Origin of the sequence: Nocardia sp. CA-128927 (assembly GCF_050955855.1) — a bacterium.
Taxonomy (GTDB): domain Bacteria; phylum Actinomycetota; class Actinomycetes; order Mycobacteriales; family Mycobacteriaceae; genus Nocardia.
This window is the reverse complement of record NZ_CP192087.1, coordinates 8,694,456-8,720,581: the sequence shown is the minus strand read 5'-3', so window position 1 is coordinate 8,720,581 and position 26,126 is coordinate 8,694,456. Positions and strand designations below refer to the sequence as shown.

Genomic DNA, 26,126 nt, shown 5'->3' with positions numbered 1-26,126 from the left:
CCCACCCGATGCGAGCCGATGGGTGGTGCGGACCGCAGCTTCGGGATCCAGTGCTATCGCTAACAATAGCAAGCATCTGTAACCCGGTGTGTCAGGTATCTCAACAGCAGCTACCGATGGGTAACCAGTTGGGGTCGCCGCGCCGGGATCAGCTGGTGACCTCGTACTCCACCAGCACCCGGCGCAGCAGCTTGCCGGTCGGGTTGCGCGGCAGATCGTCGAGGAAGACCACCTCGCGCGGCACCTTGTAGCGGGCCAGGTTGTTCTTCACGTAGGCCTTGATCTCCTCGCCGTCGGGCGTGTGGCCCGGCTCGGGAACGATGAAGGCGCGCAACCGCTTTCCGAATTCGGGGTCGTCCACGCCGACGACCGCCGCGTCGAAGATGTCCTGGCGCTCCAGCAGCAGATTCTCCACCTCCTGCGGGAAGACGTTCTCGCCGCCGGAGACGATCATGTCGTCGTCGCGGCCGTCGACCATCAGGAGACCGTGCTCGTCGAAGTGACCGACGTCACCGCTCGACATGAAGCCGTCGATGATCTGCTTGTGGCGGCCGTCGGTGTAGCCCTCGAACGGCGTGCCGCTGCGGATGAAGATGCGCGCGGTCGTGTTGATCGCGCTGACCTGCTTGTCGTTGTCGTCGTAGAGCCGCACCTCGCAGGTGATCGGCGCGCGCCCGACGGTGCCGGGGGCCATCGCGAGCTCCTCCGGATTCGCGACGCTGGCGACCGAGCATTCGGTGGAGCCGTACAGGTTGTACAGGACGGGCCCGAACGCCTGGGTGGCCTTGATGGTGAGCTCCGGCGACAGCGCCGAGCCCGCCAGCAGGATGACCTTCAGCGAGGAGGTGTCGTACTTGGCGCGGATCGCCGGGTCCAGTTCCGTCATCCGGTGCAGCATGGTCGGCACCGCGACCAGCATCTCCGCCTTGTTGTCGGCGACCAGCTTCAGCGTCGCCTCGGCGTCGAAGCGTCGGCGCATCACGATTTTGTTGCCCATGGCCATGCCGACGAGCCAGCTGGCGAACCCGGTGCTGTGGAAGATCGGCGACACGACCACCTGCGCGCCCTTGGACGGGAACGGGATTCGGTCGAGGAACTGCGCGGTTGCCAGCGGCGACAGCTTGGCGCGGGTGGCGCCCTTGGGCAGGCCGGTGGTGCCGCTGGTGAGGATGATGAAGCCGCCCGGCTTGCTCGGCTTCGGCAGCTCGGCGCTGGAGTTGCTGGTGATCAGATCGTCGAGCGTCTGTGCGCCCTCGGGCAATTCGATGCCCTCGTCGACCCAGGTGAGAAAGCGCGGGAGGTCCGCGGGCAGCGCGTCGAGCAGGCCGAGGAACTCGCTGTCGTGCAGCATCGCGGTGACCTTCTCGCGCTGGCAGACCTCGGCGAACTGCGGCTTGGCGAACCCGGTGTTCATCAGCGCGACCCGCACGCCGAGCTTGCTCGCGGCGACCATGGCCAGGATGAGACCGCGGTGATCGCGGGCCAGCACGCCGATGACGCTGCCCTCGGTGATCCCGGCGGCCTGCAAACCCCGCGCGATCGCGGTCGTCTGCTTGTCGATCTGGCTGTAGGTCAGTTCGCCGCGCTCATCGGCCAAGCCGGGGGAGTCCGGGGCGATGCGGGTGTTGTGCCGGATCAGCGTGGCCTGCGGGCCGAATATCTGCGTTTCCTTCACTGTCCGAAGGGTTTCCAGCGGCTTGCGGGGATCGGAGACCCCGCGAGACCGGAGCACCCCGAGCGCTTTGACGTTCTCGATCGCGTGCGCCACCTTCATGTCGGACACCTCCACAGCAAACTCGCGTCGGTACTCGACCTAGCGATATCGAACGGCGTAACTGAGGTCATAACCGTAGCAGCGGCGTGTCGGGTGTCACATGGCTACGTCTCTTGCGCGGGCGTCGGCGTTTCGTGCCGGGCCGCACCGGTGGCTATTTGACAGCGCTTCGCGGAGCGCGTTCGATACCGGTAGGGGGTAGTCGAACAGAGAATGGAGCTGAATCAACGATGATCATCAAGCTTGTTCGATCGACTTCGGTACCGGCGGACTGCTCGTGCGGTCCGTCCTGTCAGTGCGGCTGCCAGGCCGGCGGCTCGTGCAGCTGTGGTGGCAATAGCTGCTGAGCCTGCGGTCAGCGTCGTGCGCTGGCCAATGCGATGAGTAGTGGTACCACCCGGGCCGCGGGCACCTCGAAACGTCCGCGGCCCGCGGTGTGCAGCCAGCCGACCGCCGCGAGCTGGCGCAGATGGTGATAGACCTGCCCGGACGTGCCGACGCCCTCCAGGCCGACCAGTTCGGCCGCGGTCCTTCGGCCACCCATGATCTCCCGCAGGAGTCGTAGCCGCACCGGATTGCCTAGCGCGGCAAGGCATTCCGCCGTCTCGGCCCAATCGTCTTCGATCAGGTCGCCGGTGGTGAACGTCGCCTGCCACCCGTAATGCTCGTCGGTCGGTAGCCGGATCGAACCGGCGAAAAGGACGCCGCCGTTCGGCTCGTCATCCGCGACGAACTCGTCGTGCAGGCGGATCGCCGCCCATCGATCATCTGCGGACACTGCCGCTTCTTTCCCGTTTCCGTACTCGCCGTCGGCCAATTCGTCGAGCCGCCGTTCGAGTTCCGCAACCCGCTCTTCCAGACTCACGCCACAAAAGCTACGGAACTACGTAATTCCGGACAAGAGGTCAATCGAGGGTGGTCCGGTGGCACTTCGGGCCCCACGGCACATACCGCGGGGCCCGAAGTGTCGACTCGATCAGTTGTAAACGGCGCCGAACGAGGGCACCGAGATGGTGCCGAGCTGGTACTGGAACCCATCCGGATTCGCATCGCTCACCGGCACCGACCAGCGGTGCCACAGGCTGCCGTACACCGCGGCCACGATCATGCCGCCGCCGGTGTCGAGCGGCCGAGTCCGGATCGTGGTGTCCACCGGAACGTCCTGGTGCTCGTAGAGCAGCTCGGTCCCGCTGCGCCCGCTGGACAGGTTGATCCACAGCACTTCCAGCTTGGCGCCACCCTGATTCGGCGCGATCGTGCCCGGTCCGCCGAAGAATCCGAACCGGAATCCGTCGATGCCGAGTGCGATGCCCGACCCGTACACGCCCGGCCCGTCACCACGCCCGATATCCGACTGCGCCGGAATCTGGAACGGCTGCGCGGGCAAGGCCACCTGCCCGGCCTTCACCTGTCCGGTGGCCACCAGCCGGTCCACCGCCTGCTCGGCCGCCGGATTACCCGCGGCAGCCGCCCGCAGCTGCCGCACGGCACCGGCCCAGTCCACGGTCGCCGGTTCGGCACCGGCACTACCAGCAAAAACACTCGCTACCACCGCCGTGGCGGCAAAGACGGTAGCGAGGCGACGGGTCACGCTCAGTCGTTCCATATCCAGTTGCTCCTAGAGGTCTCTGGTACAGCTCGAAAGAAATTCGTCCGCTGATTGTCGATCAAGAACCGCGGGCCGTTATGGTGACTCACCAGACGAAATCGCCTTTGGCCTCGGCGAGCGGCTTCTCGCGGTCTTCGTTCCAGATCCGGGCGTATGCCGTGCCCGACCCCGGTTGTTCGAAGCCCATGTCGTGGAACCCGATGGTGTCGATGGCCTTCGTCCGGTCGGTGCCGTCGCAGGTGATTTTCTTGCTGTACTTGCGAGTCGTGATGGGCTCGTCGCCCTTTGCCGACGGCCGTGTCTGCTGGACTCCGGCGGTAATGCCCTTCGCTGCGCCCTCGGCGCAGTTGTAGGTGAACGTGACGATCATCTTGCCGCGACTCACGTAGTCCACGCCGGTGAGGGTGATCGTCGGCGGCGGGGTTCGGCAGATGCCATGGCGGGCAAGCCGCTACATGAGGCGACCGCGGCGACGATGGCAGCGGCGACACGGACTTTGGAAACTGTCATAGAGCACGCTCTCCTGTCGAGTGGTGACGAGGGATGTGGTGCGTGATAGCGGCAGATACCGTAACCCGTTCGCGGACTGGAGATGTGAACGCCTGGGGGTGCCGCGCCGGTCGCGGAATGTGAAACGGAAGTGTTCGCACGAGTTTTCGAATGCGGCCGAAAGGTGTTGGTGGGCACAGGTATTGTGGTGCCACTTCCTTCCGAGGGGCGATGGACACGGTCCAGACATCGCGCCCAGGAAGGAGGTGGTGGGGAATGGCAAAACATCGTCGGAGTAAGAGCAAGGCCCCGGTCGATTACGGCATCATCTTGACAGCCGCTGTCGTAATCGCCGGGGCGCTCATCCTGGTCCGCCGAGTTTGGCTGGCTAGGTAACCCACCAGGTGGGGCCGCTGTTAGCGCAGCGGTCCTACCGCTCGGCATCACTCGCGTGATGATCCGATCCTACCAAGTCCCCCCGCCTGTGTGCAGGTAGTTCGAGGCGTCCTGCTGCGGTGTCTTCCTCGGTGAAGAGTGAGCCGTAGCGCTTAGCTTTCTAGGATGCTAGCATTCTAGCGTGGGCGACGAGGAGATCAAGCAGTTCAACGTGTATCTGCCGATCGGGCTGATCAAGCGGGTCAAACACCACTCCATAGAGTCGGGCCTCTCGCTGTCGGCGTTGGTCGCCGCTGCGCTGCGCGCCTACCTCGACGACGCCGACAGGCAACGACGGAACGCGACAGAGAAGGAAACCTGATGACGACCAATGGCATTGAGGCCGTGTTTCTGGAAACCCACAACTGGGGTAAGGCGGCGAAGTTCTTCCAGGCACTGGGCTATGAACTGGAGTTCGCGACCGACCACGACTCCGGTCAGCTCCGAAACGGTGACGGCCCTTACGTATTCATCGCCGAGGTCCCCAAGAACAAGACGCCCGGGATGCAGCTCGTGCTGAAGGCGACCGATACGGACGCGATCGCGGCCGATCCCACCGTCGAGGTGGTCACGCCGCTCGAGGAAACCCATTACGGGACAAGGGAGATGACCGTTCGTGACCCGGACGGGCGGCTCTGGAGCCTGCAGGCTCCGGCGGAGCAGTAACCGTAAGGAGAACGCCTGATGGTGACAGCAGACGAGCAGACCGAGGCGCCGGACAACACTGCCGTGCGAGTGGCTCTGTGGCGGGCGATGCACGTCCGGGTCGACTCGCCACCGCACGTGCTCGAAGACGAGGTCGGCCTGCAACTCGTCGCCCCCGACGACGATTGGCGCTCCCGTCCGGACATGGATCCCGTTGGCACCAGCGGATTTCGGGCATCGATGGTGGCCCGCGCCCGTTTCATCGAAGACCTGGTTGTCGGGCAGGCCGACCACGGCGTCACCCAATACGTCCTCCTGGGTGCAGGTCTGGACACCTTCACCCAGCGCAGACCCGAGATAGCCTCCCGCCTAACAGTTTTCGAGATCGAACAACCCGGCACCCAAGCCTGGAAGCGGCGACGGCTGATCGAACTCGGCTTCGGCATCCCAGACTGGCTGCGGCTGGTGCCAGTCGATTTCGAGGCGAACGAATCCTGGTGGGAGCAACTGATCACGGCCGGTTTCGATCCCAGCCGACCCGCGGCCTCCGCCCATCGACCGGCGAGGACTTCCTCGTCGCCACCACGTGACAGAAACCGGCACCGATCCAAAGTGGATCGACGCCGGTTTCCTGTTGTGCAACTTACTACTTCAGCTCGGCACTCGTCTTGCCGAGCACCCGGCGAGCGACGATGAGCTGCTGGATCTGCTGGGTGCCTTCGAAGATGTCGAGGATCTTCGAGTCGCGGCCCCACTTCTCCAGCAGGGTGCGCTGCGAGTAGCCGATGGCGCCGGCCAGTTCGACGGCCTTGAGGGAGACGTCGGTGCCGGTGCGGCCCGCCTTGGCCTTGGACATCGAGGCCTCGAGCGAGTTCGGCTTCTTGTTGTCGGCCATCCACGCGGCGCGCAGCGACAGCAGGTAGGCGGCCTCGTAATCGGCTTCCATGCGCAGGAATTCGGCGGCCGCGGCGTGCTGGTTGTTCGGCGGGGTGTCGTAGGAGATCTCGACACCGGCGTCGGTCAGGATGGCACGCAGCTCCTCGAGGGCAGCGCGGGCAACGCCGACCGCCATCGCGGCAACGAGCGGACGGGTGTTGTCGAAGGTCTGCATGACCCCGGCAAAACCCTTCTCCACGTTGACCTCCGGGCTACCGAGGATGTTGTCCTTCGGAATCCGGCAGTCCTGCAGCAGCAGCACGGCGGTGTCGGAGGCCTTGATGCCGAGCTTGTGCTCGAGCCGGGCCACCGAGAGACCCGGAGCGTCACGCGGTACGACGAACGACTTGATCGCCGCGCGGCCCAGGCTCTTGTCGACCGACGCCCACACCACGATGTGGGTGGACCGCTGGCCCGCGGTCACGAAGATCTTCTCGCCGTTGAGCACCCACTCGTCGCCGTCGAGCACGGCGGTGGTGGTGACGGCGGCGGAGTCGGAACCGAACGATGGCTCGGTGATCGCCATCGAGGCCCACACCTTGCCGAATCGCTTCAGCTGCTCGTCGGTGGCGACGGCCGCGATGGCCGCGTTGCCGAGTCCCTGGTAGGGGATCGAGAGCATCAGGCCGACGTCACCCCAGGAGGTCTCCAGGGCGTTCAGCAGCGCGGACATGTTGCCGCCGTTGGAGTTTCCGAGCAGCTCGGTGGCGTGCGTGTCCGACTCGCTGTCGTCCTCGCGGCCACCGGCGGCGCCGCCGATCTTCTGGGTGCCGGAGTCGGCGAGGCCTTCCACCATGGCGGCCATGGTGTCCAGCTCGACCGGGTAGTCGTGCTCGGCGAGGTCGTACTTGCGCGAGATCGGCCGGAAGATCTCGGTCGCGACCTGGTGGGCCTGGTTGGCGCTGGCCCGCAGCTTCTTGGGGAGTTCGAGGTTGATCATGGGAGGTCTCCTGGAAGGTAAGGAACGGGCCGGTTAGATGAGCACGACACCTTCGGCGACGCCGATACCCCGCAGATCGCGGTACCAGCGCTCGACCGGGTGTTCCTTGGTGAAGCCGTGGCCGCCGAGCAGCTGCACGCCGTCCAGACCGATCTGCATTCCCTTGTCCGTGGCCAGCTTTCGGGCCAGCGACGCCTCACGGGCGAAGGACAGACCCTGTTCCGCGCGCGAGGCACCCCGCAGGGTGACCAGCCGCAGGCCGTCGAGCTCGATCGCGATGTTGGCGACCATGAAGGCGACCGCCTGACGGTGCGAAATCGGCTCGCCGAATGCTTCCCGCTCGTTCACGTACGGAATCACGTAGTCCAGCACGGCCTGTCCGGTGCCGACCGCGAGCGAGGCCCAACCGAGGCGGGCCAGCCGAACGGCGTCGGCGTAGTCCTCGGCGCGCTGCTTGGCGTCACCGTCACCGAGGATCGCTTCGGCGCCGACCGCGACGTTGTCGAGGAGCAGGCGACCGAGACCGGCGGCGCGCAGACCCATGCTCGGGTCCGCCTCGACCACCAGGCCGGGGGTGTCCGACGGCACGATGAAAAGCGAAGGGCGGCCATCGAGTTCGGCGGCGATGAGGAACAGCTCGGCATCCGCGGCGGCGGGCACCAGGCTCTTCACACCGGAGATCCGATAGCCGCTCGGCGAGCGAACGGCCTTGGTCTGCAACGCGAACGGGTCGAACAGCGCGCGCGGCTCGCTGATCACCACGGAGGCCTGCGGCACGTTCTCGCCGGTGAAGGCGGGCAGGTAGGTCTTCTGCTGGGCGTCGGTGCCCCACTGGGACAGCGCCACCGCGACACCGCTCGGCGCGAGGATCGGCAGCGCCAGGCCCATGTCGCCGTGCGCAAGCGCCTCGGCCACAAGGGAATTGGTGACCGCACCGCGCTCCGAGGCAGCGCCCTCGAGCTCCTCGGGGACGTTGATCAGGGTGATGCCCAGCTGGGCGGCGCGCTCGAGCAGGTCGCGCGGGGCCTTCGCGGCGGCGTCGGCGTCGTAGGCGGCCGGGCGCAGGATCTCGGCGGCGAATTCGCGCACCGTCTCGGTGATCATCTGCTGCTCGTCGCTCGGGGTGAGGTCGAAGAAGTCCTTCGTCTTCGCCTCGTTCGGCGCGAGCCGCTTCGGCTGACCGTTACCGGTGACCTTGGCGAAGGCACGGGTGGCGGCGCCGAGCGTGCGGAAACCGGTCTTGGTGCCCTCGTAGGTGACTCGCTCGATCGGCTTGCGCAGGTTGTACTTCTCGGCGAGCTCCGACCCGGTAATGGTCGTCATCACCCGCATGGCCGCGCCCATCCAGTCCCGCTTGGGGTGGCTGAGGCCGACTGCGGACGTGTCTGGACTTCGCTTCGTTGCGCTGTCTCGAGTGCTCATCATCACCTGTTTTCTCGGGTGGGTGGGGTGAGGTCTTGGCCCCGGCTATCTTACTCCTGAGTAAGACTATCTTACTCCAGAGTAAGAACCGCGTCGAGGTGCAGCATACGCCCCATATCTATGCCAGGCTGGTCGGGTGCCCATTGTCGCGGTGCTGTTCGCCGTTGTTCTGATCGCATGTACCCCGCGCTACGGGTATCACCGCGACGAGCTCTACTTCTTGGCGGCCGGTCGCCACCTCTCGTGGGGGTACCCGGATCAGCCCCCGCTAACGCCGCTGGTCGCGAAGGTGATGGCGGCGATCGATCCCGATTCGTTATTCCTGCTGCGGCTGCCCGCGGTGCTCGCGGCCACCTTGGTGGTGGTGTGCGCCGGGCTGATGGCCCGGGAGTTCGGCGGCGGGCGTGCGGCCCAGGCGTTGGCCGCCGGGGCGGTGGCGAGTGCGGCGCTCCTCATGGGTACCGGGCACTTGTTGAGTACGGCGGTGTTCGATTTGGCCGTGTGGTCGGTGGTGTCGCTGTTGGTGCTGAAGTTGATTCGGGAGATCGGTGGACCAGACAAGGTCGATCGGCAGGGCGAGGCCGAAGATCATGCCATCGTGCCGGAGCGCCGAAATGCGTTGTGGCTCAGCGGCCCGCGGTGGTGGCTGGTGATCGGCCTGGTGATCGGCATCGGTCTGCAGAACAAGCTGCTGCTGATCTTCCCGGTGCTCGCGCTGTTGGTGTCGCTGTTCGCGTTCGGCCCACGAAAGCTGTTCGCCACCAAGTTCTTTCCGATGGCTATCGGGATCGCGGTGCTGATCTGGCTGCCGTATCTGGTGTGGCAGGCGCGCAACGGGTGGCCGCAGTGGGAGATGAGCCAGGCGATGGCGGGCGGGTCGTCCGGCACGTCGGATTCGCCGATCATGTTCGTGCTCTTGCAGTTCGGGCTGATAGGTGCGCTGCTGGTGCCGCTGTGGATGTTCGGTTTGTGGCGGCTGGCTAGGGACAGCCGATATCGAGCGTTCGCGGCGGCCTACGGCCTGCTCTTCGTGCTGTTCGTGGCGGTCGGCGGGAAGGCGTACTACCTGAGTGGGATGTATCCGATTCTGCTCGCGGCCGGGGCGGTTCCGGTCGCCACGTGGCTGGGCGAGCGACGAATACGTTGGGCGGCAGTGAGTTTCGTGGTCGTGGTGAACGCGGTCACCTCTGCGGTGCTGTTCCTGCCGGTACTGCCGATCTCGATGCTGAAGGACTCGCCGGTCCTGGCGATCAACTACGACGCGGGCGAAACGATCGGCTGGCCGGAATTCACCCGCCAAGTCGGCGACGTACGCGCCCGACTCGGCCCCGACATCGCGATCCTCACCGACAACTACGGCGAGGCCGGTGCCATCGAACGGTTCGGCGCCCCCTACAACCTGCCGAAACCCCACTCCGGCCACAACTCCTACTGGTGGTGGGGCCCGCCGAGCGATACCGCCACCGAGGTGCTCACGATCGGTATCGCGCGCGACGACCTGGCGCGTGCGTTCACCGACATCCAACCCGCAGGTCGCATCGACAACACCCGCGACATCGACAACGACGAGCAGGGCGCACCCCTCTTCATCTGCCGAAACCTTCGTGCTCCCTGGTCCGAGCTATGGCCACAGGCAAAGCACCTCGGCTGACCGCTCGAGGACAAGACGGCACGCTCACCCGGGGGGACACACCAACAACGCGCGCCGAGCGGGACGTGGCGGCGGGCCTACTCGACCGATGCCGCCGCCATGCGCCGTTCGGTGCCCGAGTCAGAGCCGGTGATGGGCGAGGAAGTCTTCGACGGTTTTGCGCCATTGATCAGGCTGCTCGGCCATGAGGACGTGCCCAGCCGCGATCTCGACGTAATCCGCGCCGGGAATGGCCTCGCCGAGGAAGCGGGAGTTCGCCGGGTCGATCAAGAGATCCTCGGTGGCGTTGACGACCAGCGTCGGCACGGTGATGCGCGCCAAATCGCTGGTGGTGTCGACGATTTCGACCAGGCTGGCCTGCTGGAGTGTGCCGCGCGGAATGGTCGTCGCGCCGATCCGCACGAACTCGTCGACCTGGTCGGCGGGCAGTCCGTTGAGGAAGGCGGCGCTGAACGCCTGCGACAGGGCGAGGCGAGAGAACGTCGCGGTGTCACCGCGATCGAGCAGGTCCTGCCAGATCTGCACGGCGAGGCGGGCCCGGTTGTCGGCCTTGGCGAACCCCGCCGCGAGGATCAGCCCGCGCACCCGATCCGGATGTCGCACCGCGGCACGCACGGCGACCGTGCTGCCGAGCGAGTAACCCACGATGGAGAACGTCTCGACCCCGGCGTCGACCGCGGCCGCGACGAGCGCATCGGCGAGACCGTCGAGGGTGAGCTGGATATCGCTGTCCGGATAGTCGGAGGCGACCACGGTGTGCGTCGCGGCCAGTGCGGGGATCAGGGCGCCGAAGTTGGTATCAATGGTGCCGCTCGCCCCGTGTGCGAGGACGAGGCCGGGCCCGGTGCCGGTCACCGTGGTCCGCAGGGGAATTGCTGTCATGCCAGCCAAGTTAGGAATTCACATGAGTGTGAAGGCAAGCCGAGGGTGAGCGAGGTCATATGTTGATCGGAGAACTGGCGCGCCGCACCGCCGTGAGCACCCGCCTGCTCAGGTACTACGAGGAGCAGGGCCTGCTGCAACCGCAGCGCGATTCGCTCGGCTATCGCGCGTATGGCGACGACGCACCGGACCAGGTGCGCCACATCAGGGACATGCTGGCCGCGGGTCTGTCGACCGAGGACATCCGCAGCTTGCTGCCGTGCGCGATCGACCACGTCGACAAGTCGATTCAGGCGTGCGACCAGTCGCTGGACATCGTCGAGAGCCGCCACAGCGAGTTGGACAACAAGATCGCCGTACTCGAGCGGCAACGCGAACTGCTCGCGGTGCAGCGCACGTCGATCAGAGAGCGAATGCCCGCACGCTGACCGGTACCCGGTAACCAGCGCGAGCCAGCCCAGAACTCCTGGACTGGCTCGCGCTGAGTCGTCTCGACGCTATTCGCGCACGTAATACCGCAACGTGCCATACGCGGTCAGCGCGGCGAAGACGATGCCCACCGGCGCGATCACCAACGCGACCATCGCGATGTCGTCGCCGGTGATCCGCGGAAAGACCTTGCTGGCGAACAGATCTCCGAGCGCCCGATCGATCACCAACGGCCGCGCGAGCAACAACCCGACCACCGCGACGAGCGAACCGGCCAGCGCGGCAACCACCGCTTCCAACAGGAACGGCAACTGCGTATACCAACGCGTCGCACCGACCAACCGCATGATGCCGACCTCGGTCCGCCGGGTGAACGCGGCGATCTGCACCATGTTCGCGATCAACAGCAGCGCGGCCAACGCCTGCAGTACGGCCAGACCGAACGCGGCATTGCGCAGCCCGTCGAACAGGCTGACCAGCCGGTCCACGATGTCCTTGTCATTGCGCACCATGCCGACGCCTGGTCGTTGATAGAACTTCTCGTAGATCTGCGGATACAGCTCCGCGTTCTTCATCTTCACCCGCAGCGACGCGGGCAGCGGTGTCTCGCTGACGTACTTGGCCAGCTCGGGCTGGTCCTTGAACGTCTTCTCCTTGGCCTCGCGGACGGCGTCGTCGCGGCTGAGGTACTGGACCGATTCGACGTCCTTGGTCGCCTTCAGGTCCGCCATCAGTGCCTTACACGGATCGCGGGAGCAGTCCGGATCGTTGGCGGAGATGTCCTCGGTGAGATAGAGCCGCACCTCCAGTCGATCCAGGAAGTACTGCTCGGTCTTGTCCGCGATCCGCACCGCGAGCAGACCACCGCCGAGCATGGTGAGCGAGACCGCGACGGTCAGGATCATCGCGACGGTCATCGTGACATTGCGCCGCAGACCGGCGAAGACCTCGCTGAACAGGAAGCTCGCGCGCATCAGCGATCCACCCCGTAGACACCGGTCGCCTCGTCGCGCACCAGCCGGCCGCGATCGAGTTCGATCACGCGCCTGCGCATCGCGTCGACGATGTGATTGTCATGGGTGGCCATCAGCACCGTGGTGCCGATTCGGTTGATTCGCTCCAGCAGCATCATGATGTCGCCGCTGGTATCGGGATCCAGGTTGCCGGTCGGTTCGTCGGCCAGCAGCACCAGCGGCCGGTTCACGAAGGCGCGGGCGATCGCCACGCGCTGCTGTTCGCCACCGGAAAGCTCGGACGGTAGTCGATCGGATTTGCCGCCGAGACCGACCATGTCGAGCACCTCGGGGACGGTGCGGTCGATGAACTGACGTCGCTTGCCGATCACCTCCAGCGCGAACGCGACGTTGTCGTGCACCGACTTCTGCTGCAACAACCGGAAATCCTGGAACACGCACCCCATCCGCTGGCGCAGCTTCGGCACCTTGCGGCCGGGCAGCTTGTCCACTCGGAAGTCGGCGACCTGGATCTGCCCGGCGGTGGGGCTCTCCTCCTTCAGCAGCAGCCGCATGAAGGTGGACTTGCCCGAGCCGGACGGTCCGATGATGAAGACGAACTCGCCCTTGCCCACATCGACGGTGATGTTGTCCAGCGCGGGTCGCGTCGAGGTCTTGTACGACTTGGTGACGTTCCGCATGGTGATCACACCAGCCCCCTAGCCGGGCGTCGTAGACCCGCACGTCCAGGCGTCTGATCCCTTGTCTTGCAGGGCATTTCGCTCCAATCGTGGCACTGCTCTACATCGGTGTACATCGGTCCGCATCGGCACAAATCGGGCTCAATTCGTGCTATCGCGGGGTACCGGCCGACATTCCAGCAAATCCAGGGGTAACCCGCGCCAGCGATCCTAGCCCGTGCCAGGGCAGGGCTACAGGACCATGGACGATGAGCGAGGCGGCGTCCTTGAGCTGTCGCAGCATCCCAACGCGATTCGGCGCTTGGCCGTCCTATCGACTCGGCGTTAGTCGCCCGTGAAGTCGTCTCCGTACTGCTCGCGGACCGACGCCGCGATCGCTTCGAGCTTCGGCGCTGCGGCCGGCGGTTGGCTTGACCATCAACGGGTGCGTTCTATGCCGCGTGCGTCTGGTCCCCTGCCACCTCGTTGGACGCTGGGTGCTTGTCCAGGCGGAGTCCGTACGGCCGCCTCCGGCGCCTGTGCGTGCGACAGCGCCAGTCGCACATGCTCCGGCACCTGAGGTTGATTCAGCATCTCGCGATACGCCGCGTCCCGTGCCTGGTCCAACTTGGCCTGCTTCCGCGCTGCCTCGCGTGCTTCGGCTTCTCGCTGCTGTGCAGCTGTCTCGCGAGCCTTATCGGCTGCTGTGCGCTCGGCGCGTTCCGGAGTGGCCTTCTCGGGTGCTTTGCCTGCCGGGGTCGACCCGGCCGTAAGCCTGGCCTGAACTTCCTGCACGGCCTTCTCCGCAACTGCGCGGGTGGCCCGATCGCGCTCGGCCTGCGGTGTTTCACGGGTCTTAGCCCGTTCGGCTCGCTCTTGTGCCTGCTCAGCGCGTTCAGCCTGTATCCGTTGTGGAGCTTCGGCTCGGCCACGCTCAGCGCCTTGGCTGAACCTCTGCACCGCCTGGAACTTTTCTCTCGCTTCACGCGCCTTCGCGAGCATGACTTGCTTGTCCCGACGTTTTTGAAGGTCTACGCCCTTTTGCTCACGTGCTTTCTGCGCCACCCCCGGCAACTCGAGTTGGACGGCCTTGCCCTCCTTCTCGAGCTGCTTGCTTCGCTCCAATTCCACGCCCCGCGCCCAAATCGCACGAGCATCGGCGCGTGATATCTGTAGATGCGTGAACTTGTTCGGGAATTCCTCACGGATCTTGTCGATGATTTGCTGACAACGTTCGGATACGACCTCGCGTTCGACCGATCGCAGGGTGTGATGCTTGATCTCACCCTTTTTGATCAGCTCGTATACGACCTCAAGCTGTTTCTCGTCCTTCGGCCCACCGATTCGGCCTGACTTGTCTTCGATGGTGGACATCTGGCCGTTTTCGACTTTGACCTTGTCGAACTGGATTTTGTCGGATCCGTGTTCGTATTTCCGCGAGTCGGGGACATATCCATTCTCGCGGTCGCGGAAGTGCCGATCAGAGCCGGTCTCGAAGATCTGTCCGCGCCGATTCGGATCGAATCCTTGCCGGTCATTGTAGTATCCGTCGCCAGGCAATTCGCCGCCCCCGAGCTTGCGAAACAAACATGACAGTCGATGTCACACGAAAGGAGGTTGACCGGTAGATTCTGCGCCCAAGTCCGCAAATGACTGCCCGAGGTCGTTGTCCCCACGCAAAAGCCAGAACCCAACGGACGCCAGTTCGTAAAGTTCGATGAATTCGTTCTCGACAATGAATTCGACAAAAAGGTTGGCGGTGAATGTCTTCCAGTTCTCGAACTCGAAAACCAAACCGGGCCTTATTCCATCGTAGATGGATACTCGTTCACTATCGTTGTACCCAGGTGGGATATTGGACAGATCTACCCATCGTGCATCGAGGTACTGCACGAAGCACTCTCCCGTGAAGCACACCAGCTGATCTACGATGTCCGCGTTTTCGGGTTGTGACACAGATTCGAGATCGGGAAGTATTTTCCGGATCATGTCGTTGACGCCGCATATCTCGTGCGACTCGAAGTCCCAAGGCTCCTCCGGCAGCGGGGGTAATCCAGCGCGGCTGAGGAAGTTTCGTACCTGCGCCGCGTGGCGGTCACGGTCAACCCATGTAGCCCATTCTGACTGCTCGGCATTGACGTCCAGATCCATCGTCAGCTGTTCGTCGTCACTCACGTCTACTCCTCTCGTCGTGCCTGAACGGCCCGGTGTCCCGCGCCCAGGGGTCAAGATACAAGCAGCTCATGACAAAGATCGGTCTTCCCCGTTCGCGTCCTCGGGGCGCTGAGCACGGCGGAAGCGCTCACCTGCGGCGGTGAGCCGATCGCGGACAGGGCCGGACCGTGGTGCACTCTGAGCGTTGAAAGCGTCTGTAGCCCTGAGCCATTCGGCTGGAGCTGCCTCGTACTCGTTCATGGCCCCTCGTACAGTCGCTCGTTCGGTAGTCGGTCCAATCCTGTTGGTGAACCAGGGATTACGGTTGCTTCATCGACGTAGTGGTGGTCTCGGTGCTCTTGCACGAAGTTGTCGGCGGCGGTCGGGGATGCGGCGTAGTCCAGTCGTAAGCCGTGCAGCACGACGGTGAGGTGCACGTCTGGCTCCTCGGGATCACCAGCCACGATGCACCGCCAACGGTCTCGGATCGCGATTGATACCGGTACATCCCCGGATCGCTACAACCACCGCGTTGCATGAGGGGTGAAACATATTGCGCGGTAGGTCAATCCATCGTCTGCTGCCACCTCCAGGTTCCGCTGTCGGCGACGGCAACGCGATAGCTCCGGAACGCACGATCATGACGTTCAGCCGGAACAGGTCACTGAACTGTCGTGTGTCGTCATCGGGTACGTCAGACCGGACCAGGGTGGCATCAGGACCTTATTCTCAAGCGGTCTGATTCGGACAACTGCTGGCTTGCGGCGACCCGGGTACGCGGTCTGCAACAGGCCCCTGATTTCCAGCACATGAACGACGGGTTCCGTGACCGCTTCGGCGATCCCGCGTGGATGGATTGACATGCCGCCGTCTCTGAACGGACCACCCGGCGCCGTCGAACGGGCCGCGTGTCAACAACAAGGCGGCCCCCTGAAGGGCCGGTGATTTGCTCTCTACAGAAGGTGTACCCGGACATCGGCAAGAGAGCGGGCATTAAGAATGCGCTGCCAGCCAACCGAATTGGACGGCTGACCATCGCGCGCTCGACGGCATTACCGGGCATCGCGAACAAGGTAGATCACCTCGTCGCGATCATCGGTAATGCTGTGGTCCACCAGCCACACCGACCTACATAACGAGCGGGCCGGAGGGCCGTCACGACATAACGTCGACCAGGACCTTGCCGACCGCGCGGCCCTCGACTGCCCGGTGGGCATCGGCGGTGCGGTGGAGCGGAAACCGGACCAGGGGCAAGCCGTGCTCCTCGCCGACCGGCAGGGCGCCGTCACCGACGGCGGCGGCGACGTCTGCGACGGCCGCGGCACGGACGTCAGGACCGGCGGTGTAGAGCACGATGAACTGCATGCGGGTGTTGCGCACCATGTGCTGTCCCACGTTCAACTCGACCGGATGACCACCGTCGTTGGCGTAGGTCGAGATCGTGCCGCGAGGCCGCAGCACGGCCAGGTCCAGGGCGAGGTTCGCGCCGAGCGCCACCTCGGCGACGATGTCCACGCCTTCCGGGGCGATCGCGCGGATCTCGGCGGCCGGGTCACCCTCGCGATAGTTGACCACGTGGTGGGCGCCGGCGGCGGTGGCCAGCCGTGCCTTCTCGGGGCTGCTGACCGTGCTGATCACGGTGGCACCGGCCCAGCAGGCGAGCTGGATCACCGCGTGCCCGACCGTCCCGGCCCCGCCCGCAGCGAGTACCACCTTGTCCGCCAGCGCGCCGGGCCGAAGCCGGCGCGGCCCGTCCTCGGCGACGGTGAGTGCGCGTTGCGCGGTGAGCGCGGGAACACCGAGGGCGGCGCCGACGTCGAAACCGGCCTCGTCCGGCAGCGGCACGGCCTGCCCGTCCGGCACGACGGTGAACTCCGCGGCCGTGCCGGTGGGCCGTCCCGCGGCGGCCAGGAACAGCCATACCCGCTGGCCGACCCGACTCTGATCGACCCCCGTGCCGACGGCGTCGATCACACCTGCGCCGTCCAGGTGCGGCGTGATCTCCGGGAACGCCATGGCCTGGGCGGCGCGGGCCTGCCAGTCGGTGGGGTTGACCCCGGACACGGCCACCCGGACGCGGACCTCGCCGGGAGCAGGCACGGGCGGTTCGCGGTCGACCAGCTGCAGAACGTCGGGACCGCCGTTGGCGCGGTAGACGACGGCCTTCACGACGACGCGCCGATCGCGACGTTGTTGGACCGAGACTCGACGGCGTCGAGGGTGGCCAGCGTGTCCGCGTCGAAGGTGATCTCGCCGACCGCCATGTTGGCCACCAGGTGGGCGGTGTCGCCGGTGCCGGGGATGAGCAGGATATTCGGCGCGTGGTGCAGCAGCCAGGCCAGTCCGACCTGGGACGGGGTCACGTTCAGGGACTCGGCCACGGCGTGCACGGCCGGTTCGTCGGTGACTTTGGGCAAGCTCGGGAATCCTCCGCCGAGCGGGAAGAACGGCACCCACGCGATGCCCTCGGCCGCGCACAGCCGCAGCATGTCCTCGTCGTCACGGGAGACGAGGCTGTACGCGTTCTGCACGCAGACGATGCCGGCCGGCAGGGCGCGGCGCAGGACATCGAGGGTGACGCTGCTCAGCCCGATCGCGCCAATCTTGCCCTCGTCACGTAGGCCGGTCATCGTCGCCAGCTGGTCGTCGAGGTCGACCACCTGGTCGCCCTCCGGACGCAGTCCGGGGCCGGTATCCATGCGTCGCAGGTTGACCACGGGGAGCTGGTCGACGCCGAGACTGCGCAGGTTGTCCTCGACGCTGGCCCGCAGCTGTTCGGGCCGCTGTGCGATCCGCAGCGGCACTCGCCCGCCCGGGTCGGGGTCGGCGCCGACCTTCGTGACGACCAGCACGTCGTCCTCGGGGCACAGGGCCTCGCGGATCACGGCGTTGGCGAAGCCGAAGCCGTAGAACTCGGCAGTGTCGACATGGTTGACGCCGAGCTCGACAGCACGCCGGAGCAAGGCGACAGCCTCGTCGTGGCGGTCGCGCAGCCGCGGGAGTTGGGCAGTGCCGTAGCCGATCCGGGACACGGAGCGACCGGCGATGGAAGCGGTGGAGGTGTTGATGACGAGTCTCCTTGGTCGGTGATGCCGCTACCTTATGGAATTGTGATGACAGATTTCAATAGTTGTCAGTCAGATGACAAGGTTTGACCGCCGGCTCCGTGGCGACATAGGTTCACGAGGCCGATGACGTGACCAGCCGACAAGGAGGCCCGATGCGCGCAGAGCCGCTCGACGCGGAGACGATCGTGTCGGCCACCGAGGAGATCCTGCGCCGTCACGGTCCGGACAAGACGACGGTGCTCGACGTCGCACGGCAGCTGGGCGTGAGCCACGGCAGCGTGTACCGGCACTTCGCGTCCAAGGCCGCGCTCCGCGAGGCCGTGATCCGGCGCTGGCTCGACCAGGTGCGCAACGAACTCGCTACTGCGGCGCACAACTCCGAACTGCCCCCGGCCGAGCGGTTGCGAGCACTGCTCACCACCATGTTCGCCATCAAATGGGCGAAAGCCAGGGAGGATCCGGAGCTGTTCGCCACCTTCCGAGTGCTGGCAGCCGAGCACAGCACCGTATCCGCCGACCATGTCGGCTTCCTACTCGCCCAGGTCCGCGACATCATCATCGACGGCGTCGCTACCGGCGACTTCGTTGCAGACGACCCGGAAGTGATCGCACGGGCCGTCCTGAACGCGACGAGCCGCTTCCACGACCCGACACACGCTGCGCAATGGCACTTCCCCGAGACCGAAGCGGACTCCGCGGCGGTCGTCTCGCTCATCCTCGACGGACTTCGGGCCCCGATGACGTCCGCGAGGTGACGTTGGTCCGCAGTCGTAGGGCGGTTGCTGCTCGGAACTAGAGATGTCTGACGCACAGACCATCCTGTAATCGGCATGAGCGCGCATTCAGAAGTGCTGCCAGCCAACTAATTCGGACGAAGGGCCAACACGCGCCATATGGCCTCTGCGGACGTTCATAGCGGGGTTCTGACAGGCCCGGCATGGAAAGTGTCGAGCAGCTCGCACAGGACCTGGACGTGACGTTCGTGCTCTGATGCAAGGGCAGTCCGCGACCGCTCGACCGTCACCATCACCGGAAAACCCCTGGCCCTGAGCGAACCGGTCCGTCTAGCCTCACACCGGTGCAGCTCCAGATCAGCGTCCACCGCGCACGACTGGGACGGGACGAATACCGGGTCATCCGGCCCTCCCGCCCGATCAGGGGTGCTGTGCTCACCGACAGAAATCCCCGGTACAGCTTCGAATTGACTGCAGAGGCAGCTTTCCAGGTCACCGGTCTGTGGCTGCTCGCGGCCCGATCCCGGCACAGCCTCGTGCATATTCCATTGCGCGGTAACCCGCCACCGGACCCCGATTCCCCGACCACGGCTGGCGAGCTCGATCTGGTGCTGGGCCATTCCCACGGCGGTTTCGCACCCAATCAATGGAAAGCGCTGCGCCACAGCCTCGATCGCGGCCGGTCACAGACGGTGGTATGGAACCCCGACGACGTGCTGGACTGGCAGGAGGTGCACCGCGACAACGCCAAGTGGCGCTGGCGGCGGCCCGCCGGGGCTCGGTTGCACGAGCAAGTGCAGGCGCACACTCTGATCTTGCTGGGCACCGCGGGCAACTTCTTGCACACCGCCCGCTACATCCTGGACCTGGCGCTGTGGCAGCCCGAACCCGACGGCTTGGGTTATCGCTCCGCGACCCTGCACCCCTCCGACAGTCAGCTCGATCGGCGCGGCCAGGGGATCAGTCTCATCCGGTGGAGCTGAGGCTCAGCTGGCGACAGTTCGGATCTGGACTTCGACGTTGCGGACGTTGCGGAGGCATTGGTGGCCGACCGTCCGAGGCCGGCCACGGTCCGCTCGGAACGCGCGCTCCGCGGCAATATAGGACGTTTGCACCTGGAGCCCGGTCGAGCCGCGATGGCAGACCGGCGTGCCGGTCACACGTTGAGCCTCACTGGCGGCGCGTGGCAGGCTCGTGCTCAATGATCGATCCACCGTCACCGAAGCCGAACTAGGCACGGCCAGAACGGCTTTCGCCAGAACGCGGCCAGCCTTACAGCCGGGACGAGCCCACCCCCGGGCAGGGCTGGGTCAGGACGATACGTTTGCTGCTGTCGACTGGTTGCGACCAGGCGCGTTCGACATCGGACAGCGGGATCGGGTCGGCCTCCACGGCGAAGGTGCCGCGAGCGATCTCGGCCAGGACGGCCGAAGCTTCGGCCGCCATCTCCGGGCCGGTCAGCGAACCCTGCCCGCTGCCGATCACTTCGAGCCGTGACGACCGCAGTGCGCCGGCCGACAGTGCTGCCCGGGCGCCGACCATCTCGCCGAGGTTGATCCAGGTCAGCGGACGTGCCGGGTCGGAGCGTGCGGAGACCAGAGCGTCCATCGTCGCGGTGGCTGGTTCACCCCAGAGGAAGTCAAGGACCACGTCGACGTCCGGGGGCAGCGGGTCGCCGATCAGGGCGGTTTCGGTGGCGCCGTGAATCGTGGCCAGACGTGCCGGGTCGCGGCCGACAGCGGTCACTTGCGCAGCACCGAATAGCCGGGCCACTGCTACGGCCATGCGCCCGGTGCCGCCGGTCGCGCCGAGGACCAGGAAGTTCTGCCCCGGTTGCAGGGAGATCCGCCGTTTCAAGGCGAGCCAGGACGCGATCACACAGTTCAGCGTCGCCGCCACCGTCACCGGGTCGGACCCGTCGGGGAGGACGAAACTGCGCCGAGTGTCGATGACCACCTGTTCAGCCATCGAGCCGTGCCGGCCACCGAAGGACACGAAGAACCAGAGTCGGCCGTCCGGACCGCGGCCCACCCCATCGAAGCCCGGCACCAGGGGCAGATCGTCGGGGGAGCTGGTGTAGTGCGAACCATCGGCCTGCATGCGGACCCGCGGATGGAGCCCGGCGGCCAGGACATCGACCACGATCTCGTAATCGTTTGTCACCTGCGGCGAGGGCGAGTCCATGTAGCGCGGTGCCGTGCCGTAGGCAGTGACTACTGCAGCCTTCATTTCCGGAGTCCTTCCAGATCGGAGCGAGTGGATCAGCGTCCCGGGGTAGAGAAGACCACCCAGGTACGCGAGCTGAGTCGGAATATCGGGGACGAGACGGCGGCTCTCGGCCAGAGATCCGACGTCGTGCGGGTTGGAGCCGAGCGAATCGGCCAGGTCAAAATCTAAGCGAACGCCGACGTACGGCCTATGCTTGAAAACCCTGATTTTGTTCGCGATCGTCCGGAGGGCCGATGGATCCACTGAGCGAGGTACTGTCGCTGCTCAAGCCTCGAAGCGTCAGCACCGCCGAAGTCGACGCAGGCGGAGCATGGGCGATCCAGCTCGACGATCTGGCCGGGCAGATCAAGTGCTACATCGTCGTCAAGGGCTCGTGCTGGCTGACGATCGAGGGCGGTGACGCGCCCGTCCGGATCCCCGAGGGCTCCTGCTTCGTCATGCCGACCGGTCGCGGCGCCGTCATCGGCAGCGGACAGGACGTAGAACCGGCACTGGCCTCGGAGGTACTAGGCCCGACTCGCAGCGGCAGGGTCATCACGTACCAGGGTGGCGGTGACGCGTACGTGATCGGCACCCGGTTCGAGTTCGCCAGCCCAAACGCCCCGACTCTGCTGCGGTCCATGCCCCCCGTCATGCCAGTGGAGACGTCCGGCGACCGCGCCCGGCTGCGGGGATCGATCGAGCTCATGATGGAGGAGTTCCGCGAGGCACGCCCGGGCTCGGATCTGATAGCTCAACAGCTGGCCCACCTGATACTGGTCCAGGCGCTCCGGCTCTACATGTCCACCCGTTCCCACAACGACATCGGCTGGTTCGCCGCCCTGGCCGACCCTCAGTTGAGTACGGCGCTGGAAGCCATGCACGCCAACCCCGCCCACCCATGGACCGTGCAGAAACTCGCCACCCTGACCGGCATGTCCCGCACGACGTTCGCCGAACGTTTCCGCGCCCGCGCCGGCGAGACCCCGATCGCATACCTGACTCGCTGGCGCATGATATTGGCCAGCGAGAAGCTTCGCGCCAGCGAGGATACGGTCGGCCGGATCGCAAGCTCCCTGGGCTACGAATCCGAACACGCCTTCAACACAGCCTTCAAGCGCGAAATGGGAACCCCGCCCGGCCGCTACGCCCGCGCCGCCCGCCCTATTGGCTCGTCACACAACCTTGACCGGGTAATGCTTCCAGGTTCGGGTCAGTGAGGTGGTGGCTAATCGGATCCCGGGGTGCACAGGCGTCGCGCCAGCAGAGGTACGCGGCGTCTCGAGTCTCGATGTTGGCGCCGCACCGGGTTTCGATCGATTGCCAACACAACGGATCGATATCCGCACGTCGGCAGATCCGGACGTTCGTCACCCGGCCGGCTCGTCCTGGACGACGGGTCAGCCGAACACACTCAATTCGGCATTACCGCGCGTTCTGCGGGCACGCCCATCCCGCGTGACACGCTCGTCGTTGACGTCAGATCGGACCGTAGCAGCTGATCTCAGCTTCGTCGTCCGACATCAGAACTCGCTGATGAGCGACGTCGGAGTTCGCCGCCGTAGCCAAGCGCTATAGGAAACGACCGTGCGTTGGTGGACGTCCACGACTGAATTCGTGCCATAAACGTGCTATGGGGGCTGAATATCAGTATTTGTGCAGCTCAGAGCGCCCGGCAGTGATTCCGCATGGTGATCACGGGGAGCCAGTGTAGCCAGCAACTCCGTGTCCACCGCGTTGCCGATCACCGATGCCCGGCGAGTCCGCCGAGCTCAGTGTGGCGTTTGTCTGGATCAGCGCGGCGCGACCGCTGGATTCACCGCTGCTGGAACGGTGTTCAGGCTGGGTTCCGAGCCTGGCGCAAATGGTTGATCCGGCTTGACGAATAGGTAAAGCACGAACGTGGCGACCCAAGTAGCTATCAGGATCGCGGTGGAGCGACGTGGTCTCGATTCCTTCAGGAGTGCGGTGGGTCGCACCGCTTCCTTCAAGAGCGAGATGGTTCTACGTGGTCTCACTGATTCCCTCCCGGCGCAACGCCGCGGCTACTCGTACCCGCAGTTCGCGTCCGACTTCGAACTGTTTGCCCGGCAAGGTGCGGGCAACCATTCGGATATTCATCTGGTCAACGGTCAAGTCCTCGACGCCCATCACCGTGGGCTCGTCGAGTAGCAGTGGTTTGAGTCGAGGATCTTCGTACGCCTTTGTACCGACCTCGTGCAGGATCTCGTTGACCCTGGTGATGTCCGCGCTCGCGGACACCGGAACGTCGATTGCGGCGCGTGCCCAATCCTTCGACAGATTCGTCACTTTCACGATCTGGCCGTTGGGCACGGTGATCACTTCACCGTCGGAATTGCGCAGTGTGGTGATCCGCAACGTGACGTCTTCGACCGTACCCTCTGCCATCTCCGCGGCTCCAGTCACCGCGATGCGAACTACGTCACCGAAGCCGTATTGCCGTTCGGTGATCAGGAAGAACCCGGCCAGGATGTCCTGCACGATGCGCTGCGCGCCGAAACCGAGCGCGGCGCCGAGCACCGCGGCGGGCGCGACCAGGCCGGTGACCGCGAAGCCGAGCCGCTGCAGCACCTCCATGCCGATCAGCACGTAGGCGATGGTCAGCACCACCCAGGTGACCACCTGCGCCAGCGCGTGCCGGTGCTTGGCCGCCTCGGTGCGCACCAGCGCGTCGCCGCCGCGGAATTCGGCGTCGATCTTGCGGGTGATCCGATCCCGGAGGAACGTGGCGAACCGGCTGAACAGGATGGCGCCGAGGATCAACAGCACGATCTCGAGCCCGTTGGAACGTAGCCAGTTCGTGGTTTCCGAGGTCGTTGCGAGTGACATGGTCAACACCTCGACTGAACTCCCAACTGGACGCACGCCAGACAGGTTACCGCCGTACGTCCTACCATTCCGTGCAAGCGGCCGCGTCTGGCGGCGATTGCGCTACCCGCAACGATTTAGTTCGGCTGTTCCCGCATGCGCCAGCGGATGCCCGACTCGATGAAGCCGTCGATATCGCCGTCGAGCACCGCCGACGGGTTGTTGACCTCGTAGTTCGTCCGCAGGTCCTTGACCATCTGGTACGGGTGCAGCACGTAGGAGCGCATCTGGTTGCCCCAGGACGCGCCCTCGTTGGTCTTGAGCGCGTCCATCTCGGCGCGTTCTTCCTGCCGCTTGCGTTCCAGCAACTTGGCCTGCAGCACGCGCATGGCCGAAATCTTGTTCTGCAGCTGGGACTTCTCGTTCTGACAGGTGACGACGATGCCGGTCGGGATGTGCGTCAGGCGCACCGCCGAGTCGGTGGTGTTGACGCTCTGGCCGCCGGGACCTGAGGACCGGTACACGTCGACGCGGATATCGCCCTCGGGAATCTCGATGTGATCGGTGGTCTCCACCACCGGCAGCACCTCGACCTCGGCGAACGAGGTCTGGCGGCGGCCCTGGTTGTCGAACGGGCTGATCCGCACCAGGCGGTGCGTGCCCATCTCGACCGACAGCGTGCCGTAGGCGTAGGGCGACTTCACCGCGAAGGTGGCGCTCTTGATGCCCGCCTCTTCGGCGTAGGAGGTGTCGTAGACCTCGACGGAGTACTTGTGCCGGTCGGCCCAGCGGATATACATGCGCATCAGCATCTCGGCCCAGTCGGCGGCGTCCACGCCACCGGCACCGGAGCGGATGTTGACCAGCGCGTCGCGCTTGTCGTACTCGCCCGACAGCAGGGTGCGGACCTCCAGGGCCTCCACGTCGCCGTGCAGCGCGGCACGTTCGGCGTCGGCGTCGGCCAGCGCGGCCTCCTGCGACTCGCCCTCTTCGCCTTCGGCCAGTTCGTACAGCACCGGCAGGTCGTCGAGCCGCTGCCGCAATTCCTCCACGCGGCGCAGCTCGCCCTGCGCGTGCGAGAGCTCGCTGGTCACCTGCTGAGCGTGATCCTGGTCGTTCCACAGATCGGGATCTGCGGCTTGGTGCTCGAGCTCGTTGATGCGTCGGCGCAGCTCCTCGATGTCGAGGACCGATTCGACCGTCTTGAGGGTGGCGTCGAGTTCGGCGAGATCAGCGGAAACGTCAGGATGCACGATGGTCAAGCCTACTGGTATGGCGCAGCTACCAAATCAGCAGTGCGGCTCGAATGGGTTGCGTTCGGCGAACGGTGATCCGGCCGCGCTCGGAGCTAGACCGCGCGGAGGGCTCCTGGACGCAGGCCCGCGAGTTGATCGAGGGCTGTGGCCGTGGCTTCGTCGGCGGGGAGGTGGACGATCAGGTGCTGGTCATCGTCGGCGGAGAGGTCGAGGATTTCGTAGGCGAGGCGCAGTTGGCCCGCGTCGGGGTGGGTGAAGCGGGTGATGCCAGTGGCGGCGGGGAGGCTGGGGACGGTCTCGACGCGGTCGGTGAATTCGGGGCCGACGGTGACCGTCAGTTCGTCGGCGAGCGCGGCCATGTGCGGGTCCTTGCGGAACGGGCCGCGTTTGAGGGTCGCGACCGTCTGGTCGGCGAGGTGGGCCCAGTCCGGGTAGGTGGCGCGGGCGCGCGGGTCCGTGAAGACGAAGCGGGCCAGGTTCGCGGGAGCGGTTTCGAACAGGCCGAACGGTGCCATCAAGCGGCGGTAGCCGTCGGTGTGCGCGAGGACCTCGGTGAGTCTGTTGACGACCACCGTGGGTGCGGGTTCCAGACGGTCGAGGATGGCGCGGACGGTCGGGCGCACGTCGCGCTGCGGTTGGGCGCCGCCCATGCAGTTGAAGCCGACGTCGGCGGATTTGGTGAGGACGTGCAAGTGCACTCGTTCGCTCGTGCTGAGGCGCAGCGCATCGGCGAGCGCGGACAGCACCTGCGGTGACGGGCGGCGATCGCGGCCTTGCTCGAGCCGCGTGATGTATTCGACGCTCACTCCGGCCAGCGTCGCGAGCTCAGCGCGGCGCAGGCCGGGCGTGCGGCGGCGCGTTCCGGCGGCCAGGCCGACCTGGGCCGGGGTGACCGCCTCGCGCCGGGTGCGGAGGAACAGGCCCAGCTCGTTGTCGCTCACCCTTCGAACGTAACAAGCGGCGGCGGTCGGAGGGTGTCCCTGCCACTACCACTCTCACGGCGGTCTTCCTGGGCGTCGCGGCAGCCAGCAG

The 26,126-nt window shown here is 65.7% G+C and carries 25 protein-coding genes and 1 pseudogene; 8 read left to right on the top strand and 18 right to left on the bottom strand.

Translation table 11 applies throughout. The features are described 5' to 3' along the window. Window positions 1–148 precede the first annotated feature (148 nt). The 4 genes from ACQPW1_RS40535 to ACQPW1_RS40520 form a co-directional block, all read right to left on the bottom strand. Complete coding sequence (locus ACQPW1_RS40535) at window positions 149–1,774, bottom strand: acyl-CoA synthetase (RefSeq protein ID WP_433658298.1); 1,626 nt, start codon at window positions 1,772–1,774, stop codon at window positions 149–151. Between the two features lie 355 nt (window positions 1,775–2,129). Next, the gene (locus tag ACQPW1_RS40530) at window positions 2,130–2,639 is read right to left on the bottom strand and encodes an ArsR/SmtB family transcription factor (protein WP_433658296.1); all 510 of its coding nucleotides are present in this window, start codon (window positions 2,637–2,639) and stop codon (window positions 2,130–2,132) included. Window positions 2,640–2,750: 111 nt separating this feature from the next. Next, complete coding sequence (locus ACQPW1_RS40525) at window positions 2,751–3,380, bottom strand: hypothetical protein (protein ID WP_433658295.1); 630 nt, start codon at window positions 3,378–3,380, stop codon at window positions 2,751–2,753. 88 nt (window positions 3,381–3,468) lie between these two features. Beyond that, window positions 3,469–3,777: a hypothetical protein gene (locus ACQPW1_RS40520; protein ID WP_433658293.1), complete on the bottom strand. Its 309-nt coding sequence runs from the start codon at window positions 3,775–3,777 to the stop codon at window positions 3,469–3,471. Between the two features lie 672 nt (window positions 3,778–4,449). Here ACQPW1_RS40520 and ACQPW1_RS40515 point away from each other — a divergent pair. From ACQPW1_RS40515 to ACQPW1_RS40505, 3 genes and pseudogenes are all read left to right on the top strand, one after another. Continuing rightward, a complete protein-coding gene (locus ACQPW1_RS40515) occupies window positions 4,450–4,629 on the top strand; it encodes a CopG family transcriptional regulator (RefSeq protein WP_433658292.1) in 180 nt (59 codons plus the stop codon). Continuing rightward, window positions 4,629–4,973 (top strand): VOC family protein, encoded by a 345-nt coding sequence (locus tag ACQPW1_RS40510; protein ID WP_433658290.1) that lies wholly within the window; start codon window positions 4,629–4,631, stop codon window positions 4,971–4,973. The genes ACQPW1_RS40515 and ACQPW1_RS40510 overlap by 1 nt, the downstream gene beginning before the upstream one ends. 87 nt (window positions 4,974–5,060) lie before the next feature. Continuing rightward, window positions 5,061–5,504: pseudogene (locus ACQPW1_RS40505) on the top strand (class I SAM-dependent methyltransferase); the annotation flags it as partial. Window positions 5,505–5,598: 94 nt separating this feature from the next. Here ACQPW1_RS40505 and ACQPW1_RS40500 read toward each other — a convergent pair. Together ACQPW1_RS40500 and ACQPW1_RS40495 are read right to left on the bottom strand one after the other, a co-directional pair. Continuing rightward, window positions 5,599–6,828, bottom strand: a complete 1,230-nt coding sequence (locus tag ACQPW1_RS40500) for an acyl-CoA dehydrogenase family protein (RefSeq protein WP_433658288.1) — start codon at window positions 6,826–6,828, stop codon at window positions 5,599–5,601. A 33-nt stretch (window positions 6,829–6,861) separates the two neighbouring features. Next, window positions 6,862–8,256, bottom strand: a complete 1,395-nt coding sequence (locus ACQPW1_RS40495; protein ID WP_433658287.1) for an acyl-CoA dehydrogenase family protein — start codon at window positions 8,254–8,256, stop codon at window positions 6,862–6,864. Between the two features lie 130 nt (window positions 8,257–8,386). On the opposite strand from ACQPW1_RS40495, the gene ACQPW1_RS40490 reads away from it, so the two are divergent. Next, window positions 8,387–9,901, top strand: a complete 1,515-nt coding sequence (locus tag ACQPW1_RS40490; RefSeq protein ID WP_433658285.1) for an ArnT family glycosyltransferase — start codon at window positions 8,387–8,389, stop codon at window positions 9,899–9,901. Between the two features lie 120 nt (window positions 9,902–10,021). Here ACQPW1_RS40490 and ACQPW1_RS40485 read toward each other — a convergent pair whose 3' ends face one another. Beyond that, window positions 10,022–10,783, bottom strand: coding sequence for an alpha/beta fold hydrolase (locus ACQPW1_RS40485; RefSeq protein ID WP_433658283.1), 762 nt, complete (start codon window positions 10,781–10,783; stop codon window positions 10,022–10,024). A gap of 59 nt (window positions 10,784–10,842) precedes the next feature. Between ACQPW1_RS40485 and ACQPW1_RS40480 the strand changes: the two genes are divergently transcribed. Further along, complete coding sequence (locus ACQPW1_RS40480) at window positions 10,843–11,211, top strand: MerR family transcriptional regulator (RefSeq protein ID WP_433658281.1); 369 nt, start codon at window positions 10,843–10,845, stop codon at window positions 11,209–11,211. A 69-nt stretch (window positions 11,212–11,280) separates the two neighbouring features. Here ACQPW1_RS40480 and ftsX read toward each other — a convergent pair whose 3' ends face one another. The 7 genes from ftsX to ACQPW1_RS40445 form a co-directional block, all read right to left on the bottom strand. Then, window positions 11,281–12,186: a permease-like cell division protein FtsX gene (gene ftsX, locus ACQPW1_RS40475; protein ID WP_433658279.1), complete on the bottom strand. Its 906-nt coding sequence runs from the start codon at window positions 12,184–12,186 to the stop codon at window positions 11,281–11,283. Then, window positions 12,186–12,875 (bottom strand): cell division ATP-binding protein FtsE, encoded by a 690-nt coding sequence (gene ftsE / locus ACQPW1_RS40470; RefSeq protein ID WP_433658278.1) that lies wholly within the window; start codon window positions 12,873–12,875, stop codon window positions 12,186–12,188. The genes ftsX and ftsE overlap by 1 nt, the downstream gene beginning before the upstream one ends. A 408-nt stretch (window positions 12,876–13,283) precedes the next feature. Continuing rightward, window positions 13,284–14,432 carry a hypothetical protein gene (locus tag ACQPW1_RS40465; protein WP_433658276.1) on the bottom strand — a complete coding sequence of 383 codons (1,149 nt, stop codon included), beginning with the start codon at window positions 14,430–14,432 and terminating at the stop codon, window positions 13,284–13,286. 15 nt (window positions 14,433–14,447) lie between these two features. After that, window positions 14,448–15,020 carry a hypothetical protein gene (locus tag ACQPW1_RS40460; RefSeq protein WP_433658274.1) on the bottom strand — a complete coding sequence of 191 codons (573 nt, stop codon included), beginning with the start codon at window positions 15,018–15,020 and terminating at the stop codon, window positions 14,448–14,450. 236 nt (window positions 15,021–15,256) lie between these two features. After that, window positions 15,257–15,436 carry a hypothetical protein gene (locus tag ACQPW1_RS40455; RefSeq protein WP_433658272.1) on the bottom strand — a complete coding sequence of 60 codons (180 nt, stop codon included), beginning with the start codon at window positions 15,434–15,436 and terminating at the stop codon, window positions 15,257–15,259. 718 nt (window positions 15,437–16,154) lie between these two features. Continuing rightward, window positions 16,155–17,168, bottom strand: coding sequence for an NADPH:quinone reductase (locus ACQPW1_RS40450; RefSeq protein ID WP_433658271.1), 1,014 nt, complete (start codon window positions 17,166–17,168; stop codon window positions 16,155–16,157). Beyond that, on the bottom strand, window positions 17,165–18,067 hold the full coding sequence (locus tag ACQPW1_RS40445) for an aldo/keto reductase (RefSeq protein WP_433665465.1): 903 nt from the start codon (window positions 18,065–18,067) through the stop codon (window positions 17,165–17,167). Before ACQPW1_RS40445 ends, ACQPW1_RS40450 begins: the two co-directional genes overlap by 4 nt. A gap of 152 nt (window positions 18,068–18,219) precedes the next feature. Here ACQPW1_RS40445 and ACQPW1_RS40440 point away from each other — a divergent pair, with 152 nt between their 5' ends. Next, window positions 18,220–18,822 (top strand): TetR family transcriptional regulator, encoded by a 603-nt coding sequence (locus ACQPW1_RS40440; protein WP_433658269.1) that lies wholly within the window; start codon window positions 18,220–18,222, stop codon window positions 18,820–18,822. Between the two features lie 446 nt (window positions 18,823–19,268). Next, complete coding sequence (locus ACQPW1_RS40435; protein WP_433658267.1) at window positions 19,269–19,784, top strand: hypothetical protein; 516 nt, start codon at window positions 19,269–19,271, stop codon at window positions 19,782–19,784. Window positions 19,785–20,073: 289 nt separating this feature from the next. On the opposite strand, the gene ACQPW1_RS40430 is transcribed toward ACQPW1_RS40435, so the two are convergent. After that, a complete protein-coding gene (locus ACQPW1_RS40430) occupies window positions 20,074–21,030 on the bottom strand; it encodes a quinone oxidoreductase family protein (RefSeq protein WP_433658265.1) in 957 nt (318 codons plus the stop codon). Window positions 21,031–21,263: 233 nt separating this feature from the next. On the opposite strand from ACQPW1_RS40430, the gene ACQPW1_RS40425 reads away from it, so the two are divergent. Beyond that, entirely contained in the window at window positions 21,264–22,229 is a 966-nt protein-coding gene (locus ACQPW1_RS40425) for an AraC family transcriptional regulator (RefSeq protein ID WP_433658264.1), read from the top strand. Window positions 22,230–23,013: 784 nt separating this feature from the next. On the opposite strand, the gene ACQPW1_RS40420 is transcribed toward ACQPW1_RS40425, so the two are convergent. From ACQPW1_RS40420 to ACQPW1_RS40410, 3 genes are all read right to left on the bottom strand, one after another. After that, the gene (locus ACQPW1_RS40420; protein ID WP_433658263.1) at window positions 23,014–23,859 is read right to left on the bottom strand and encodes a mechanosensitive ion channel family protein; all 846 of its coding nucleotides are present in this window, start codon (window positions 23,857–23,859) and stop codon (window positions 23,014–23,016) included. Window positions 23,860–23,975: 116 nt separating this feature from the next. Continuing rightward, window positions 23,976–25,091 carry a peptide chain release factor 2 gene (prfB, locus tag ACQPW1_RS40415; protein WP_433658262.1) on the bottom strand — a complete coding sequence of 372 codons (1,116 nt, stop codon included), beginning with the start codon at window positions 25,089–25,091 and terminating at the stop codon, window positions 23,976–23,978. 95 nt (window positions 25,092–25,186) lie between these two features. Continuing rightward, window positions 25,187–26,035 carry a helix-turn-helix transcriptional regulator gene (locus ACQPW1_RS40410; RefSeq protein ID WP_433658260.1) on the bottom strand — a complete coding sequence of 283 codons (849 nt, stop codon included), beginning with the start codon at window positions 26,033–26,035 and terminating at the stop codon, window positions 25,187–25,189. Window positions 26,036–26,126: the final 91 nt, after the last annotated feature.

Coding starts and splice junctions, on each gene's coding strand:
- ACQPW1_RS40535 (WP_433658298.1), bottom strand. CDS start 1,774: ATGAAGGTGGCGCACGCGATCGAGAACGTCAAAGCGCTCGGGGTGCTC.
- ACQPW1_RS40525 (WP_433658295.1), bottom strand. CDS start 3,380: ATGGAACGACTGAGCGTGACCCGTCGCCTCGCTACCGTCTTTGCCGCC.
- ACQPW1_RS40510 (WP_433658290.1), top strand. CDS start 4,629: ATGACGACCAATGGCATTGAGGCCGTGTTTCTGGAAACCCACAACTGG.
- ACQPW1_RS40500 (WP_433658288.1), bottom strand. CDS start 6,828: ATGATCAACCTCGAACTCCCCAAGAAGCTGCGGGCCAGCGCCAACCAG.
- ACQPW1_RS40485 (WP_433658283.1), bottom strand. CDS start 10,783: ATGACAGCAATTCCCCTGCGGACCACGGTGACCGGCACCGGGCCCGGC.
- ACQPW1_RS40480 (WP_433658281.1), top strand. CDS start 10,843: ATGTTGATCGGAGAACTGGCGCGCCGCACCGCCGTGAGCACCCGCCTG.
- ftsX (WP_433658279.1), bottom strand. CDS start 12,186: ATGCGCGCGAGCTTCCTGTTCAGCGAGGTCTTCGCCGGTCTGCGGCGC.
- ACQPW1_RS40440 (WP_433658269.1), top strand. CDS start 18,220: ATGCGCGCAGAGCCGCTCGACGCGGAGACGATCGTGTCGGCCACCGAG.
- ACQPW1_RS40430 (WP_433658265.1), bottom strand. CDS start 21,030: ATGAAGGCTGCAGTAGTCACTGCCTACGGCACGGCACCGCGCTACATG.
- ACQPW1_RS40425 (WP_433658264.1), top strand. CDS start 21,264: ATGGATCCACTGAGCGAGGTACTGTCGCTGCTCAAGCCTCGAAGCGTC.
- ACQPW1_RS40420 (WP_433658263.1), bottom strand. CDS start 23,859: ATGTCACTCGCAACGACCTCGGAAACCACGAACTGGCTACGTTCCAAC.